17 protein-coding genes and 2 tRNA genes are annotated in these 14,363 nt (G+C 63.1%); 11 read left to right on the top strand and 8 right to left on the bottom strand.

The genetic code is table 11. From position 1 onward, the window contains the following. The first annotated feature begins 28 nt into the window (after nt 1-28). Both serB and BQ4436_RS01440 read left to right on the top strand, forming a co-directional pair. Nucleotides 29-1,294: a phosphoserine phosphatase SerB gene (serB, locus tag BQ4436_RS01445; protein WP_070975260.1), complete on the top strand. Its 1,266-nt coding sequence runs from the start codon at nt 29-31 to the stop codon at nt 1,292-1,294. After that, entirely contained in the window at nt 1,291-2,043 is a 753-nt protein-coding gene (locus BQ4436_RS01440) for an aminoacyl-tRNA hydrolase (RefSeq protein WP_070975259.1), read from the top strand. The genes serB and BQ4436_RS01440 overlap by 4 nt, the downstream gene beginning before the upstream one ends. Here the strand turns inward: BQ4436_RS01440 and BQ4436_RS01435 are convergent. Beyond that, entirely contained in the window at nt 2,006-3,967 is a 1,962-nt protein-coding gene (locus tag BQ4436_RS01435) for an ATP-dependent DNA helicase (RefSeq protein WP_070975258.1), read from the bottom strand. The two genes, BQ4436_RS01440 and BQ4436_RS01435, sit on opposite strands and share 38 nt — an antisense overlap. A gap of 15 nt (nt 3,968-3,982) precedes the next feature. Beyond that, nucleotides 3,983-5,320 (bottom strand): nicotinate phosphoribosyltransferase, encoded by a 1,338-nt coding sequence (locus BQ4436_RS01430; protein ID WP_070975257.1) that lies wholly within the window; start codon nt 5,318-5,320, stop codon nt 3,983-3,985. Nucleotides 5,321-5,438: 118 nt separating this feature from the next. Between BQ4436_RS01430 and clpS the strand changes: the two genes are divergently transcribed. The 7 genes from clpS (at nt 5,439) to rdgB (ending at nt 10,161) form a co-directional block, all read left to right on the top strand. Further along, nucleotides 5,439-5,738, top strand: coding sequence for an ATP-dependent Clp protease adapter ClpS (gene clpS / locus BQ4436_RS01425; RefSeq protein WP_071565662.1), 300 nt, complete (start codon nt 5,439-5,441; stop codon nt 5,736-5,738). A gap of 24 nt (nt 5,739-5,762) precedes the next feature. Beyond that, complete coding sequence (locus BQ4436_RS01420; RefSeq protein ID WP_070361986.1) at nt 5,763-6,305, top strand: DUF2017 domain-containing protein; 543 nt, start codon at nt 5,763-5,765, stop codon at nt 6,303-6,305. A 4-nt stretch (nt 6,306-6,309) separates the two neighbouring features. Then, a complete protein-coding gene (locus tag BQ4436_RS01415) occupies nt 6,310-7,101 on the top strand; it encodes a rhomboid family intramembrane serine protease (protein WP_070975256.1) in 792 nt (263 codons plus the stop codon). 6 nt (nt 7,102-7,107) lie between these two features. Beyond that, nucleotides 7,108-7,914: a glutamate racemase gene (murI, locus tag BQ4436_RS01410; protein ID WP_070975255.1), complete on the top strand. Its 807-nt coding sequence runs from the start codon at nt 7,108-7,110 to the stop codon at nt 7,912-7,914. A gap of 95 nt (nt 7,915-8,009) precedes the next feature. Further along, on the top strand, nt 8,010-8,786 hold the full coding sequence (locus tag BQ4436_RS01405) for an MBL fold metallo-hydrolase (protein ID WP_070975254.1): 777 nt from the start codon (nt 8,010-8,012) through the stop codon (nt 8,784-8,786). A gap of 23 nt (nt 8,787-8,809) precedes the next feature. Then, nucleotides 8,810-9,541, top strand: coding sequence for a ribonuclease PH (gene rph / locus BQ4436_RS01400; RefSeq protein ID WP_070478462.1), 732 nt, complete (start codon nt 8,810-8,812; stop codon nt 9,539-9,541). Continuing rightward, on the top strand, nt 9,538-10,161 hold the full coding sequence (gene rdgB, locus BQ4436_RS01395; RefSeq protein ID WP_070975253.1) for an RdgB/HAM1 family non-canonical purine NTP pyrophosphatase: 624 nt from the start codon (nt 9,538-9,540) through the stop codon (nt 10,159-10,161). Before rph ends, rdgB begins: the two co-directional genes overlap by 4 nt. 9 nt (nt 10,162-10,170) lie before the next feature. Here rdgB and BQ4436_RS01390 read toward each other — a convergent pair whose 3' ends face one another. Then, nucleotides 10,171-10,539, bottom strand: a complete 369-nt coding sequence (locus BQ4436_RS01390; protein ID WP_070361992.1) for a DUF3817 domain-containing protein — start codon at nt 10,537-10,539, stop codon at nt 10,171-10,173. Between the two features lie 13 nt (nt 10,540-10,552). Then, nucleotides 10,553-11,038 (bottom strand): hypothetical protein, encoded by a 486-nt coding sequence (locus BQ4436_RS01385; RefSeq protein WP_070975252.1) that lies wholly within the window; start codon nt 11,036-11,038, stop codon nt 10,553-10,555. 603 nt (nt 11,039-11,641) lie between these two features. Here BQ4436_RS01385 and BQ4436_RS01380 point away from each other — a divergent pair. After that, nucleotides 11,642-11,722, top strand: a tRNA-Leu gene (locus BQ4436_RS01380). Nucleotides 11,723-12,365: 643 nt separating this feature from the next. On the opposite strand, the gene BQ4436_RS01375 is transcribed toward BQ4436_RS01380, so the two are convergent. Together BQ4436_RS01375 and bcp are read right to left on the bottom strand one after the other, a co-directional pair. Continuing rightward, nucleotides 12,366-12,584 (bottom strand): hypothetical protein, encoded by a 219-nt coding sequence (locus BQ4436_RS01375; RefSeq protein ID WP_070975251.1) that lies wholly within the window; start codon nt 12,582-12,584, stop codon nt 12,366-12,368. Nucleotides 12,585-12,602: 18 nt separating this feature from the next. Further along, a complete protein-coding gene (bcp, locus tag BQ4436_RS01370; protein WP_070975250.1) occupies nt 12,603-13,094 on the bottom strand; it encodes a thioredoxin-dependent thiol peroxidase in 492 nt (163 codons plus the stop codon). A 70-nt stretch (nt 13,095-13,164) separates the two neighbouring features. Here bcp and BQ4436_RS01365 point away from each other — a divergent pair, with 70 nt between their 5' ends. Further along, complete coding sequence (locus tag BQ4436_RS01365) at nt 13,165-13,440, top strand: DUF3618 domain-containing protein (RefSeq protein ID WP_070361996.1); 276 nt, start codon at nt 13,165-13,167, stop codon at nt 13,438-13,440. Nucleotides 13,441-13,487: 47 nt separating this feature from the next. Here BQ4436_RS01365 and BQ4436_RS01360 read toward each other — a convergent pair whose 3' ends face one another. Both BQ4436_RS01360 and BQ4436_RS01355 read right to left on the bottom strand, forming a co-directional pair. Continuing rightward, nucleotides 13,488-14,051: an isochorismatase family protein gene (locus BQ4436_RS01360; protein ID WP_070478456.1), complete on the bottom strand. Its 564-nt coding sequence runs from the start codon at nt 14,049-14,051 to the stop codon at nt 13,488-13,490. A gap of 132 nt (nt 14,052-14,183) precedes the next feature. Next, nucleotides 14,184-14,259, bottom strand: a tRNA-Lys gene (locus BQ4436_RS01355). Between the last annotated feature and the right edge of the window lie 104 nt (nt 14,260-14,363).

The raw sequence follows: 14,363 nt of genomic DNA, 5'->3' as shown, positions 1-14,363 counted from the left end.
GCCAGTAACACGAAGGAGTACACCACCAATGACGGCGTTTGAGGTAGAGCTGCAAGCAGGTCTCAAGCCTGCGGTTATCACCGCGTCGGGCCCAGACCGCCCGGGCGTTTCGGGTTCGTTTTTCACAACCCTGTCGCGCCACAATGTCCAGCTGCTCGACGTGGAGCAGACGGACTTCCGAGGGCGCCTGATGCTGGCAGCCTTCGTGGGCATGGACCCAAACGACTTGGTGGATATCGAGCGTGAGCTGCGCGTCGCGCTGTGGGACTATGGTCAGCGTGTCACCATCGAGACGGATGTCTCCGCCCGCTCGGACCAGCGCCCGCGTTCCACGCACGTGGTGGTGGTCCTTGGCAACCCGGTTACGGCTGAGGCGGTTTCACGGCTGGGGACGGAGTTGGCGTCGGTAGGTGCAAACATTGACACGATTCGCGGGATCGCGCAGTACCCGGTGACAGGTTTGGAGCTGTGCATTACGATCCCGAATTACTCGCCGGGTGACGGGCAGGAGATCCGCAAGAAGCTCGCGGAGATCTCAGCAGAGCTGGGGATTGATCTCGCGATGGAACACGCGGGCTTGCACCGCAGGATGAAGCGCCTGGTGTGCTTCGACTGTGACTCGACCTTGATCACTGGCGAGGTCATCGAGATGCTGGCTGCGCACGCGGGACGTGAGGCGGAGGTCGCTGCTGTGACTGAGCGCGCGATGCGCGGCGAATTGGACTTTGAGGAGTCGCTGCGCGAGCGAGTGAAGGCACTGGCGGGGCTCGACGCGTCGGTGATTGAGCAGGTGGCGAAGGACATTGTGCTCACGCCTGGAGCGAGGACCACGATTCGCACGTTGAACTCGATGGGGTACCGCACCGCAGTGGTGTCCGGTGGGTTCATTCAGGTGCTGGAGGGGCTGGCTGAGGAACTGGAGCTCGACTACGTGCGCGCGAACACGCTCGAGATTGAAGACGGGAAGCTGACCGGTCGGGTGATCGGCAAGGTGGTGGACCGCCAGGCGAAGGCGGAGTTCCTGCGCGAGTTTGCTGAGGACAGTGGGCTGCGCATGGACCAGACGATCGCGGTGGGTGACGGCGCAAACGACATCGATATGCTCTCTGTGGCTGGTCTAGGCATTGCGTTTAATGCGAAGCCGGCGTTGAAGGAGATCGCGGACGCGTCGGTGAACCACCCATTCCTGGATGAGGTGCTCTACATGATCGGCATCCCGCGTGACGAGATCGACGACTCGAATGAACGCCAGGGCATCGACGGCCGCGTAGCACTGACAAGCCGCGAAGCATGAGCAGACAGTTAGCTTGGCAGCTCCTGCACGAGCGCACCAGCGCTGACTACCGACAGCGCACAGAGGACCCGCGCGACCCGGAGACGGTGCAGGCGATGCAGCTGGTGATCAACCTGCCGAAGCAGGACCCGCCGGCACGTAACGCCGTGCTAGTCGACGCCGCTCGCGCCACCGTCGCTGTCTGTCTCGCGGAACAAGCGGGCCAGCCCGGGCCGTGGCGGGAGCACCTGCAGCGCTGGTACGACCACCGCATCCGCAAGGTGACTCGCCGTGCGCGAAACAAGGCGTGGTTGGACGCGCAGGAGGTGCCCGGGGTGACGGTCGGGTCGGTGCGAGCGTTCGTGCCATCCGCGGTGTGCGACGTGCCACACGAGGTATCGAAGCTGCAGATCAAGGGGACGGACCTGCCGATGGAGTCGGTGGAGGGGCAGGTGGGGGCGTCGACACCTGTGATTGTGGTGGATGCTGGGCTCGAGATGTCTGCAGGGAAGGCGGCCGCACAGGTGGGGCATGCCTCAATGCTGCTTGCTGCGCAGCGCCCGCTCGAGTGGGTGCAGGCGTGGGCCGAGGACGGCTTCCCGCTGAGTGTCCGCGAGGCGGACAGCGGCGTGTTTGCGGAGTGCTTGGCGTACGCGCGCGAACACGACGGCGTGGTGGTCGCCGACGCAGGGTTCACGGAGGTCGCGCCAGGCTCGGTGACGGCGCTGGCGTTTAGCGAGCCGCCACTAAGCGTTGCAGCGCGCCTCTGACGGTATCGGGGTTGGTGGTCTCCCAGAAGGCTGGGAGGCTGCGGCGCAGGAATGAGCCGTAGCGCTTCGTGACTAAGCGGTTATCGAGCACAGCGACGACGCCGCGGTCACTGACCGAGCGCAGCAGGCGGCCCGCTCCCTGCGCCATGAGGAAGGCGGCGTGGGTCGCGGAGACCTCCATGAACCCGGAGCGCCCGGCAGCATCCGCGGCGTTGGCACGTGCCTGCAACAGCGGATCGTCGGGGCGGGGGAACGGGATGCGGTCGATGATGACAAGCGACAGGGAGCGGCCGGGGACGTCGACACCCTGCCAGAGGGTCAGCGTGCCGAACAGGCAGCTGTTCTCGTTGCGGGCGAACTTGTCCACGAGCGCGCCGGTGGAGTCTTCGCCCTGCAACATGATGTCGAAGGGGAGGCGTGTGCGCATCGCTTCCGCGGCCTGCTGGGCGGCGCGGCGCGAAGAGAAGAGACCGAGCGTGCGACCGCCGGCAGCGGTGATGAGCTCGGCGATCTCATCGAGCGTCGCGTCCGACAGGCCGTCGCGGCCAGGTGCAGGCAGGTGCTTGGCGGTGTAGAGGATGCCGGACTTCGCCGGGTCGAAGGGGGTGCCGGCGTCGAGGCTGTCCCATGTGTTGTCCGGAAGACCCCAGGAGGCCGCCATGGCGTTGAAGTTCCCGCCGACAGTCAACGTGGCGGAGGTAAGCACCACGGTGTGTTCGCCGAAGAGCTTCTCCCGCAGCAGGGCGGCGACGGAGAGTGGCGCGACGGCCACGGAGTCGTCGTACTTGTCGGAGCGCGTCAGCCACACCACGTCGTAGTGCTTGGCTGGGTCGTCCTCGTCGAAAACCTCGAGGATGCGGACGGTGGCGTCGTGCAGGTCCTCGAGGTGGTTCTTGAGGTTGCCGCGCTCGGCGGCGGTTTCCGGGTCGTTCGCGGCCTCGCCTTCGGGGGCGTCGGCGATGGCGTTGCGCGTGCGCCACAGTGCATCGCGGACACCGGTGAAGGCGCCGCGCGCGGGATCAGAGATGCGTTCCCAGCGGCCGGGCTCCTCCAGGGCGAGTGCCGCGTTGAAGTCGTCGGCGACGTCTTCGAGAATCGCCTTATCCGCACCGAGCTTGCCCGCACGCCGGGCAGCGAGCGTCAGCGCGCGGGCTGAGAGTTCGTTGGTGGCTACGGAGGTGATGCGCCCGTCGAGCTCGTGGGCCTCGTCGATGATGACGACGTCGTGCTCCGGCAGTACGTCAACGTCTGCGAGGGCGTCGATAGCTAGCAGCGCGTGATTCGTTACCACCACGTCGACGGAGCGGGTCTTCTCCCGCGCAAGCTCGGCGAAACATTCGTCGCCGTGCGGGCAGCGGCTCGCTCCCAGGCACTCGTTGGAAGTAACGGACACCTGGCGCCACGCCAAATCGGGTACGCCGGGTTCGAGGTCGTCGCGGTCGCCGGTCTCGGTGTCCTGCGCCCACTCGGCGACGCGCTTGACGTGCTTGCCCAGCCAGGAAATGTCGTCTTCCTCGATGAGCGCCTCCGGGGTCTCCTCGTCTAGCCCGATCTTGTGTAGGCAGACATAGTTGTTGCGGCCCTTCTGGATGGCGAACGTCGGGCGGCGCTCCAAAAGCGGTTCGAGGGCGTCGGCGAGCCGGGGCAGGTCACGCTCGACGAGCTGGCGCTGCAGCGCGATGGTGGCCGTCGATACGACGACGGTGCTGTCCGACTGCTGCGCGTGCCGGATTGCGGGGATGAGGTAGGCGAGCGACTTGCCGGTGCCAGTGCCAGCCTGCACGGCGAGGTGGCGTCCGGCATCGATCGCTTTGGTGACGGCCTTCGCCATCGCGACCTGCCCGGGGCGCTCTGCGCCACCGAGGGCGGCGACGGCGGCCGCGAGCAGGTCTTCGGTCGTTTGGGCGAAAGGCTGGTCACTCACATCGGGAAAGTCTACCTACTCGGTGGGCTCAGGGAAGCCGACGAAGCGCGTCGGGATCGCCGCATCGCCCTTCGCCAGCGCCAGGCCCTCCCACGGCAGGGTGGTGCGAGCGGTATTGTGCAGCTCGCGGGCAGCCTCGAGCTCGTCATGCTGGTCGACGACCTCTCCGTCCCGAATCAGCGGTACCACCAGGTCACGGTACTCGAGGGCTGGCTTCGTATCGATTTCCGCGCGCAGCGGGTAGATGAGCTCTGCCACCGCGACGCCGGAGGCGCGGTAGGCGCGCTTGGCCAGCTTCGCGCCGCCGTAGGTGCGCTTCCCGGAGGAACGCTTGGCGACGGGGTGGCCGTCGACCTCTACAAGCTTGTACACCAGCGTGGCCGTCGGTGCGCCGGAGCCGGTGACCACCGAGGTGCCGACGCCGAAGCCGTCGACAGGGTCGCCGCGCAGGCCCGCGATGGCGAATTCGTCGAGGTCGGAGGAGACGATGATCTTGGTGTTGAATGCGCCGGCCTCGTCGAGTTGGGCGCGCACGCGACGCGACACGATGCCCAGGTCACCGGAGTCGATGCGGATCGCGCCGAGCTCAGTGCCCGCGACCTCGAGTGCGTGCTCGATGCCTTTGGTGATGTCGTACGTATCGACGAGCAGCGTGGTGTCCTTGCCCAGACTTTCGACCTGTGCCTTAAACGCGGAGACTTCGTCGGGGCGACCTTCCTCGTCGACGTGCAGCAGCGTCCACGCGTGGGCGGCGGTGCCGGAGGCCGGGATGCCGTATCGGTAGGAGGCTTCCATGTTGGAGGTGCCGACGAACCCCGCGATGTAGGAGGCACGCGCAGCAGAGACCGCTGCCTGCTCGTTGGTGCGTCGCGAGCCCATCTCTATGATCGGGCGGCCATCAGCGGCCGTGACCATACGGGACGCGGCGGAGGCCACCGCGGAGTCGCCGTTGAGGATCGACAGGATGACTGTCTCCAGGATCACGCACTCGGCGAAGGTGCCGCGCACCGTCATGATGGGGGAGTATGGGAAGTAAATGTCGCCCTCGCGGTAGCCATCGACCTGGCCGGAGAACGAGTAGTCCCGCAGATATTCCTTGGCCTCGTCAGAGAGGAAGTCGAGCGCCTCGATTTGCGCGTCGGTGAAACGGAAGTTCTGGATGGCGTCGACAACTCGGGCGGTGCCTGCGACGACGCCGTAGCGGCGGTCATTCGGCAGGCGGCGGGTAAAGACCTCGAAGGCGCACTGCCTGTGTGCGGTGCCGTCTTGAATGGCGGCGTCGAGCATGGTCAGCTCATACATGTCCGTCAGGAATGCCGTCGAGTAGTTGGGGTGGGCCTGGTTTTCAGTCATGTTCGATGAGTGTAGTGCGTAGACGGGACTGCTGGGTGCATTAGCACACAATGCTTGCGGGCGTCGTGTTTCTGAAGCAGGTAAGGTGGTGCACATGAAAAAGACAGGAATTGTAGCGATGAGTTCGCCGATGGCGTCTCCTGAGCTCGACGAAGCCATTGACGTCGAGGTTGCGACGAGCGAAAACCTGCCGTGGATGTGCATAGTGTGGGACGACCCCGTCAACCTGATGAGCTATGTCACCTACGTTTTCCAAACCGTCTTGGGCTACGACCGCAAGCGCGCTCAGGAGCTCATGATGCAGGTGCACACCGAGGGGAAAGCGGTGGTGTCCTCTGGTGAAAAAGACAAGGTCGAGGGCGACGTGAAGAAGCTGCACACCGCTGGCCTCTGGGCAACAATGCAGCAGGCCGGATAGGCCAGGGCAAGGAGAGAGTAGCGAATGCAAGCTTGGCGGAAGAAGAAGGGCCTGTTGCGCTCAGGCATCAAATTTACGACGCTGTTTGACCCCCTCGAGCGCGAGATCATCGGGGACTTGACGGCGACGGTGTCCGAGGCGCTGATCGCCCGAGCGCAGTCCGCGCCGCGCGACGAGTTCTCGGAGATGATGGGGCTGTCCGTGGGGCACTCCGAGGCGCCGACGGACCCGAAGCTAGCCCGCCTGCTGCCGGACTTTGAGCGGGAGCAGGACGAGGAGTTCGAGGGCGACAACGGCCTGCTTCGCAGCTTGCACGAAAACGACATCATTAAGGCGAAGCTGACCAACCTGCAGGTGGTCAACGAGGCGCTGGGCCCAACCGGTGGCGTTGAGGTGACCATCGAGGAAGAGGAGGCGCACCAGTTCCTGGCGGCGCTCAACGATATGCGCCTGTACGTCTCGGCCGACGACCGCGGTGGCGAAGCCGCCGAGCAGCAGCGCGCGCAGCTCATCGAGTGGTTGGCGTTCTGCCAGGAGTCGCTGCTGCAGGCGATGATGGGCGAGTAAGCATATGACGCAACCTCCACACGCACCGAGGCCAGGCTGGGGCTACGGCCAGACTGGGCAGCCGGGTTACGGCAAGCCCTTCGACCGGCCGTTCTCGCACCCGGACCAGCAGCTTGCCGCGTTCGACGTCGACCCTGCGATGGACCCCGCCGCGCAGCGCAAGAGCAAGTTCAAGCAGCAGCGCAGAACCGGGCTGCTGTTCGCGCTGGGATACATCGCGATTATCTGGGCCGTGCACATCCTGAACATGGCGGTGTTCGGCGGAGGGCTGAATAACTTTGGCGTGCACCCGCTGGACCTGACCAGTATCTGGCACATCTTCACCTCGCCGCTGCTGCACGCTGACCTGGACCACCTGATCGGTAACACCGGCTTGGGCGCGCTCTTTGCGTTCCTGGTGGGGTACTCCGGTAAGCGAGTGTTCTGGGAGGTCACGGCCTTTGTGGTGCTGATCGGCGGCATCGGAACCTGGTTGTTCGGTGGTATCGGCACGAACCACATCGGCGCCTCGGGTCTGGTCTACGGCTGGTTGGCGTACCTGCTGGTACGCGGCTTCTTCAACCGGTCGGCGGGCCAGGTGTTGCTTGGTGTCATCCTCGGGTTTACGTACTCGGGTCTGATGTGGGGTGTGCTCCCACTGGTCGAAGGTGTCAGCTGGCAGGCCCACCTGTTCGGTGCGATTGGCGGCATGGCGGCAGGCATGATTATCACCTCGGACGATCCGCCGGAGCTCGCGATGAAGAAAGCGCAGAAGAAACAGCGCAAGAATCCGAATCAGCCCTATGGGCTAGGATGATGTGACGTGAAAACGCTCGAGAACAATGCTCCTATCGGTCTTTTCGACTCCGGCGTTGGCGGCCTGACAGTGGCCCGCGCCGTCATCGACCAGTTGCCCAACGAGTCGATGATCTACATCGGCGATACCGCGAACAGCCCGTACGGCCCGCAGTCGATTGCGCAGGTGCGCCAACACGCAATGCGTATCGCCGACGAACTCGTCGCCCGCGGCTGCAAGATGCTGGTCATCGCCTGCAACACGGCCACTTCCGCATTCTTACACGACGCCCGCGAGCGCTACGACATCCCAGTTGTTGAGGTGATTCAACCAGCGGTGCGGCGCGCAATCGCGACCACCCGAAACAACAAGATTGGTGTGATCGGCACGCAGGGCACCATCACCTCCGGGGCCTACCAGGACCTCTTCGCGCTCAACTCAAATTTGGAGGTGACGGCCACCGCCTGCCCGCGGTTTGTCGAGTTCGTGGAGCGCGGCGTGACGTCAGGCCCAGAGATCCTCAGTATCGCGAAGGAGTACTTGGCACCGCAGCGCGAAGCGGGCGTCGATACGCTGGTGCTGGGCTGCACCCACTATCCGCTCCTCTCTGGCATCGTGCAGCTCGCCGTGGGGGACGACGTCACACTCGTGTCCTCAGCGGAGGAGACAGCGAAGGATGTGCTCCGCATCCTCACTGAGCGCGACTTGCTGGCGGATCCTGAGGTGGAACCAACGCGAACCTTTGAATCCACCGGCGACCCGGCAGTGTTTGACTCCCTCGCGACGCGCTTCCTTGGGCCGATGGTGCACGCCGTAAACCACCCCATGAGCTAGGCCACAGCAGCCTGAATTCCATGACATGGCTACAAAACTGAGTGTTTTTAGTGGAAACGTTAGAAATTGCGTAGTTTTCATGGCACAGTAATTCCATGAAGTTGACCATTCTCGGGTGTTCAGGGAGTTTAGGCGCCCCCGGTAATCCCGGCTCGTCCTATGTGATCAGTACGCCGGGCAACCCGGACATACTGATGGACTTTGGGCCCGGCGCCTTGGCTGCGATGCAAACGCGCGAGGAAATGGATCCTTCCAACGCGCACCTGATTTTTTCGCACCTGCACGCGGATCACTGCTCTGACGTGCCCTCGCTGCTGGTATGGCGGCGCTACCATCCGGAGAAGCCCGCGGAGAGCGCGCATAAGCTGTACGGCCCAGGCCACGCTGCGACGCACTTTGGCCGCATGGCCGCGAACACCGCCGACGAGGTCGACGACATCAGTGACACCTTTGATGTACACACGTGGAGCCCTCGCACCCCGGTTGAGATAGATGGCGTGCAGGTCACCCCGTTCCCGGTGGATCACCCGGCGCAGGAATCGCACGCGCTGCGGGTCACGTGCAAGAAGACCGGCGCGACGCTGGTGTACTCGGGCGATAGCGGGGTCACGCCTAACCTAGTCGAGGCGGCCCGCGACGCGGATCTCTTCCTCTGCGAGGCCGCCTGGGGTCCGACATCCGAGGGGATGGCGCCCGGCATGCACCTGTCTGGTGAAGAAGCGGGGCGGATTGCGCGCGAAGCGGGCGTCAAAAAGCTCGTGGTTGTGCACATCCAGCCGTGGGCGGACCAGCAGGCCACGCTTGAGGCCGCTGCGCGCGAGTTCGGCGGGCCGACGGTGCTCGGCAAGCCCGGCGCCTGCTTCGAGCTGTAACGTAGTGCGTTACCCTGGAGGGCATGACAACTTCTGATTTTCTGCGCGCAGACGGGCGCGCGCTCGACGAAATGCGCCCGGTGCGTATCACCCGCTCGTTTACCTCGAACCCGGCAGGTAGCGTCCTTGTAGAGTTCGGCAACACCCGCGTCATGTGCACCGCCTCCATCGAGGAAGGCGTGCCGCGCTTCAAGAAGGATTCCGGCGAAGGTTGGCTGACCGCCGAATACTCCATGCTCCCGGCCGCAACCCACGAGCGCATGCCACGCGAATCGATGCGCGGCAAGGTGAAGGGCCGCACCCACGAAATCTCCCGCCTGGTCGGGCGTTCGCTGCGCGCCGCGGTGGACCTGCGCCAGCTGGGGGAGAACACGATCCAGCTCGACTGCGACGTCCTCCAAGCCGACGGCGGCACCCGCACCGCCTCCATCACCGGCGCGTACGTCGCGCTTGCGGACGCCATCTCCGTACTCAAAGAGCGCGGTGTCGTACCGGGTGAGCCGCTGCTCGCGCCAGTCGCCGCAGTCTCCGTAGGGATTATCGACGGCCGCGTTTGCCTCGACCTGCCGTACGAAGAAGACTCCCGCGCTGAAGTTGACCTCAACGTAGTGATGCAGGAGGGCGACAACTTCGTCGAAATTCAGGGCACCGGCGAGCACGGCCTGTTCGGCCGCGAGGAGCTCAATCAGATGCTCGACGTGGCACAGAAGGGTTTGAACGAGCTCATCCAGGCGCAGAAAGCCGCGCTGGCATGACGGTAAGGGTGCTGGTTGCGTCTAATAACGCAAAGAAGCTCAAAGAACTCCAGCAGGTACTCGACGACTGCGGCATCGACGGCGTGGAACTCGTCGCCCTCGGCGAGGTGGAGCCGTACCCGGAGCCGAAAGAAGACGGGCTGACGTTTGAGGAGAACGCGCTGATCAAGGCGCGCGCCGGGGTAGCAGCCACCGGGCTGCCGTGCGTGGCAGACGATTCCGGCCTGGCCGTCGCCGCGCTCAACGGGATGCCGGGTGTGCTCTCCGCCCGCTGGTCTGGGCATACCGGGCAGCATGGCGCCGTAGACACCGACACCGCGAACAACAACTTGTTGCTCGCGCAGATGGCGGACATCGCTCTGCGTGACGCGGCGTTCGTGTCCTGCTGTGCGCTCGTGACCCCGCAAGGCGAGGAGCTCACCGCCGAGGGCCGCTGGGAGGGTAGCCTGCTCGAAGCGCCGAAGGGCGAGCACGGCTTCGGCTACGACCCGATCTTCCAACCAGCCGACACCCCTGGTCGCTCATCGGCGCAGCTCACACCGGAAGAGAAAAACGCCCGCTCACACCGTGGGACGGCGTTGCGGGCGCTGGCACCGCACATCGCGGCGCTGCGCAGCTAGCGTGGGCGGCTAGCGTAGCTGGAACGTGCGCGTGACCTCCTTGCGGCGCTTCGCCTCCACCCAGAAAGACAAGAAGGGGACGACGCCAGAAATCGCGGTCACCGCCCACGTCTGCGCAGCCCAACGGGCCTTCAGTCCCAGGTTCAGTGATGTGACCAGGAACAGGATGTACGCCAGGCCGTGCACGCGCGCCACCCACTCCAGCATGGACACGTCCATGTGCAGGAGGTACTGCATGATCATGCGCGCGCATAGGAGCAGCAGCAGGATGCCCGTTGTCCACGCTGCGACAGAGAACGCCGTGAGCGCTTGCTTTACTCGGCGCTGACGCTCCGGGTGAATCTTGGGTGCTGCTGCGTTTGGCTGCGGCTGGGTCATGCTTTCAGGCCTCTCACTTTCTGTTGGGTTCGCTCTTCGGCTCGCTATTTGGTTCGCTGTTTGGATCCGCCGAACCACGACGGCGTGGTGCGAGCATTGAGTTGTATTCTTCCACATCGAGAGTAGGACGCTCCGGCAGGAAATCCTCATCAATCTCCACCGGATCACGGTTGCCGTCCGCACCGTAGCGTGCAAGGTCCGCCTCGTAGAGCTCATCCATCGACCCCGATGCGTTCAGCGCATCAATCTTTTCGTTCTCCATCTTTAACCCCGCCTTGTAGGCGTAGACGAAAAACGCACCGAAGAACGGCCACTGCAACGCGTACCCCAGGTTCTGGAACGTTCCTGTCCCGGACTGGTAGCGGGTCCACTGCCAGTACGCCAGCAGACAGCACGTAATCACCGCGGCGATGAGCAACACGACGTGCCACGCGCGAACCCGAACGTGCCGACGCTTCGGCGTGCCCTCTTCACCTGGGAAACTGTTCTGCTCGCTCACAGTGCTTCAGTCTAGCAACAACACTTATCGACGCCCCCTCCGGCAAGTTGTGCGGCCCCGATACTTGTTCTGCGGTTGCGTGTGTCCGCGAGGCGGAAACATTTGATGCGATGCTGGAAGGTTGGTGCTGGTAGGCGTGTCGCCGCGGACAGATAGAGGGGATCCTGTGTCCGCGCGGCGGAAGATGAAAAGGGGGTTGGTTGTCCGCGGGGCGGAAACATTTGATGTCTTGCCGCTGACAGGTGGAGCAGATCGCGTGTCCGCGCGGCGGACAACGGGGGAGTGGATCCTGAGTCCGCGCGGCGGAAGATGAAATGAGGTTGTGTGTCCGCGCGGCGGACACCCCTGATGCGTTCCCGGAAGGATGGAGCTGGTAGACGTGTTGCCGCGGACAGACAGAGGGGATCCTGTGTCCGCGGGGTGGAAGATGAAAAGGGGGTTGTGTGTCCGCGCGGCGGAAACATTTGATGTCTTGCCGCGGACAGGTGGAGCAGATCGCGTGTCCGCGCAGCGGACACCTCCCCCAACCTGGTAGCAGCAGCCCCGGTCCTTCCTGCTAGTTTGTGCCCACTTGTGCAGTGTGTAGGATGAAAGGCGCTTTATGCGCCCGTGGCGGAATTGGCAGACGCGCTGGATTTAGGTTCCAGTGTCTTTGACGTGTGAGTTCAAGTCTCACCGGGCGCACAAGAGGAAAGAGCCTCCGGGATTGCAAATGACGCAGTGTCGGAGGTTCTTTTGTGCGCGCCGCAAAAGCCAAAAGCTGGGCTTAAGGGACATTTTGTGTGTAACTAACTGCGTCCAGCCCACCCTTTTCTCACGCCTAAGCTGGGGTTCCACTGATGATCAATGCCGGTATCGAATTCTTTCGGTCCGTCGACCTCTTCCCGTTGACCTCTTCCGGTCGACCTACTCCGGTTTACCAACGCAGGTCAGCGCAAAATCGGCAAAATAGCCCCAAAACCATCCAAATCGGGCTGACCTGGGTTGGTCGACGCAATGAGGTCGACCGGAACACCCGAGCGCCTCGATGCGACCAGAATTGTGCACGTCAAGGGCTTTGCGCGTCCCCCTGGCTATATGTGGCCGCGCAACGCGCAGGCGGCTGGTTCTAGTCCCCTAGAGCCCTCGATGCCGCGGGTCCCTGCGCTACCCGCAGACTCCAGATCACACACCAGGCGTCATTCGGTGTTGATTTCTCAAAACGGGCGAATGGAACTGTTTTGAAAACCATATCTGGTTGTTGGCCGAGGTCATCCCGGGAAACCAGATAGATTTATACACACAAAATGTCCCTTAAGCCAAAAGCTGAGTAGCGGAAGCCGCAAAACTACGGCGCGTCGATCGGGAACTGGACGGAGCCGTCCGTCGACTGGGTGGGTGCTTCGTCCTGCTCCGGCCCGTAGATGAGCCAGCCGCCGAGGGCGACCAAGGCCGCGATCGCGATGGTCGCGATTATTGCGCGCTGCTTCTTGGGCTCGGCAGGGCGGTCGGGGTTGTACTCGTCTTTGAGGTAGGGGTCTTGGTTTGGCGTCGTATTCTTATCCACGGCGCCAAAGATATCATCTTATGCGCCGGTGGTTGCATTCAGGTCCCAGTCACGCAGGATGCGTTCGACGTGGCCGGTTGCGCGAACATTGTACTGCGCCTGCTCAACCTTGCCGTCGGCGCCAACGAGAATGGTGGAGCGGATGACGCCCTGCACGATACGGCCGTAGTTGTTCTTCTCACCGAATGCGCCGTAGGCGGTCATGGTTTCCTTGGACGGATCGGAAAGCAGGGTGATCTTCAGGTCGTGGTCTTCGCGGAACTTCGCCAACTTCTCCGGCTTGTCGGGGCTGATGCCGACGACAGCGATGTTGGCGTCGTTAAACACTTCGAGGTGCTCGGTGAAGTCGCAAGCTTCCTTGGTGCAGCCCGGGGTGTTGGCGCGTGGGTAGAAGTAGACAATAACGCGCTTGCCGGCGAAGTCTGCAAGCGAAACGGTTTCGCCTTTGTCGCTGGTCAGGGTGAATGCGGGGGCGGTGTCGCCTTGTTCGAGTCGAATGTTGTCAGTCATAATTCCCCGTTTTACACTAGATTGGTTGGAAGTTCTGTAAATAGTTAACACATCTAGGAGTATGTAGATCGTGGCACGAGATATTCATGACATTGAGCGCAGCCTTGCAGAGACCCGCTCGAAGCTCGCTAGCACCCTCGATGAGCTCGCAGACCGCGCTCAGCCATCCAACCTTGCAGACAGCGCGAAGAGCGAAGCTGCCAACTGGCTGCAGGATGAGACCGTCCAGAAGGTCCTGATCGGCATCGGCGTTGGCGTGGCAGCACTTGTCGGCATCAAGGTGTTTAATAGCCGCAAGCGCAAGAGCGAGCTGAAGAAGCTGCAGGAGCTGCTCTCTCAGCGCTAGTTCACAATCAAACCCCGCCCTCCACGCTGGAGGAGCGGGGTTTTCTGTTATTTCACGACGATCGTCGCACCTGCCGCTTCCATCTCACGCAGCGCGGCTTGCCCACGCTCTTCATCGACGGGGGAGCACAGGTCGGCGAGGACGCGGACGTCGAAACCCTCCTTGCGAGCGTCAAGCACCGTGGCGCGCACGCAGTGGTCCGTCGCGATGCCGCACACATCGACGGCGGTGACGCCGTTCTCGCGCAGCCAGTCGCCGAGCAGCACATCGCCGTCAGTGACGCCCTCAAACCCGGAATAAGCAGCGGTGTAGTGCCCCTTCCGGAAGTACTTGTCAATACTTATCGACGCCAGCGGTGCGCGCAGCTGTGCGCCATCGGTGTCAGCAACGCAGTGGACTGGCCACGTATCCACAAAATCCGGGTCCTGCGAGAAGTGGGTGCCAGGGTCGATGTGCCAGTCCTGCGTGGCGAGCACGAAGTCGTAGTCGTCTCTGTGTTCTTCGAGCAGTGTGCGCACGCCTTCGGCGACGAGATCACCCTTCGCGGTGCCGAGGGAGCCGCCGGGGCAGAAGTCATTTTGGATATCAACAAGGATGCAAGCGACAGTCATGCCGATAGCCTAGCCGGTGGCGCGCCTGCTCGGGGCGTTTCAAAGTATGGGGGAATTTATGGGGGATTTGGGTTAAGATACGAAAAATCCCCTGGCCTGCGGTACTGTTCCCGCTGGTCAGGGGGGTTAAGGTGGTGCGCCATCAGGGAATCGAACCCCGAACCCACTGATTAAGAGTCAGTTGCTCTGCCAATTGAGCTAATGGCGCTTGTTGTCTTGGAGGCTGTCCTCGTTGGCAACGTTGAATACAGTAACACTAAGGTTTGCAGGGTGTAAAATCGCCTGGTCAAGGTGGTTATTTTCGATCGTTAT

It is taken from the genome of Corynebacterium sp. MC3 (assembly GCF_900099485.1).
GTDB classification, from domain to species: Bacteria; Actinomycetota; Actinomycetes; order Mycobacteriales; family Mycobacteriaceae; genus Corynebacterium; species Corynebacterium pseudogenitalium.
The sequence above is the reverse complement of the archived record's forward strand: the minus strand, read 5'-3'. Positions and strand labels throughout refer to the sequence as shown.

Coding starts and splice junctions, on each gene's coding strand:
- rph (WP_070478462.1), top strand. CDS start 8,810: ATGACAACTTCTGATTTTCTGCGCGCAGACGGGCGCGCGCTCGACGAA.
- BQ4436_RS01420 (WP_070361986.1), top strand. CDS start 5,763: ATGCAAGCTTGGCGGAAGAAGAAGGGCCTGTTGCGCTCAGGCATCAAA.
- clpS (WP_071565662.1), top strand. CDS start 5,439: ATGAGTTCGCCGATGGCGTCTCCTGAGCTCGACGAAGCCATTGACGTC.
- BQ4436_RS01430 (WP_070975257.1), bottom strand. CDS start 5,320: ATGACTGAAAACCAGGCCCACCCCAACTACTCGACGGCATTCCTGACG.
- BQ4436_RS01405 (WP_070975254.1), top strand. CDS start 8,010: ATGAAGTTGACCATTCTCGGGTGTTCAGGGAGTTTAGGCGCCCCCGGT.
- BQ4436_RS01440 (WP_070975259.1), top strand. CDS start 1,291: ATGAGCAGACAGTTAGCTTGGCAGCTCCTGCACGAGCGCACCAGCGCT.
- BQ4436_RS01415 (WP_070975256.1), top strand. CDS start 6,310: ATGACGCAACCTCCACACGCACCGAGGCCAGGCTGGGGCTACGGCCAG.
- serB (WP_070975260.1), top strand. CDS start 29: ATGACGGCGTTTGAGGTAGAGCTGCAAGCAGGTCTCAAGCCTGCGGTT.
- bcp (WP_070975250.1), bottom strand. CDS start 13,094: ATGACTGACAACATTCGACTCGAACAAGGCGACACCGCCCCCGCATTC.
- BQ4436_RS01390 (WP_070361992.1), bottom strand. CDS start 10,539: ATGACCCAGCCGCAGCCAAACGCAGCAGCACCCAAGATTCACCCGGAG.
- BQ4436_RS01360 (WP_070478456.1), bottom strand. CDS start 14,051: ATGACTGTCGCTTGCATCCTTGTTGATATCCAAAATGACTTCTGCCCC.
- rdgB (WP_070975253.1), top strand. CDS start 9,538: ATGACGGTAAGGGTGCTGGTTGCGTCTAATAACGCAAAGAAGCTCAAA.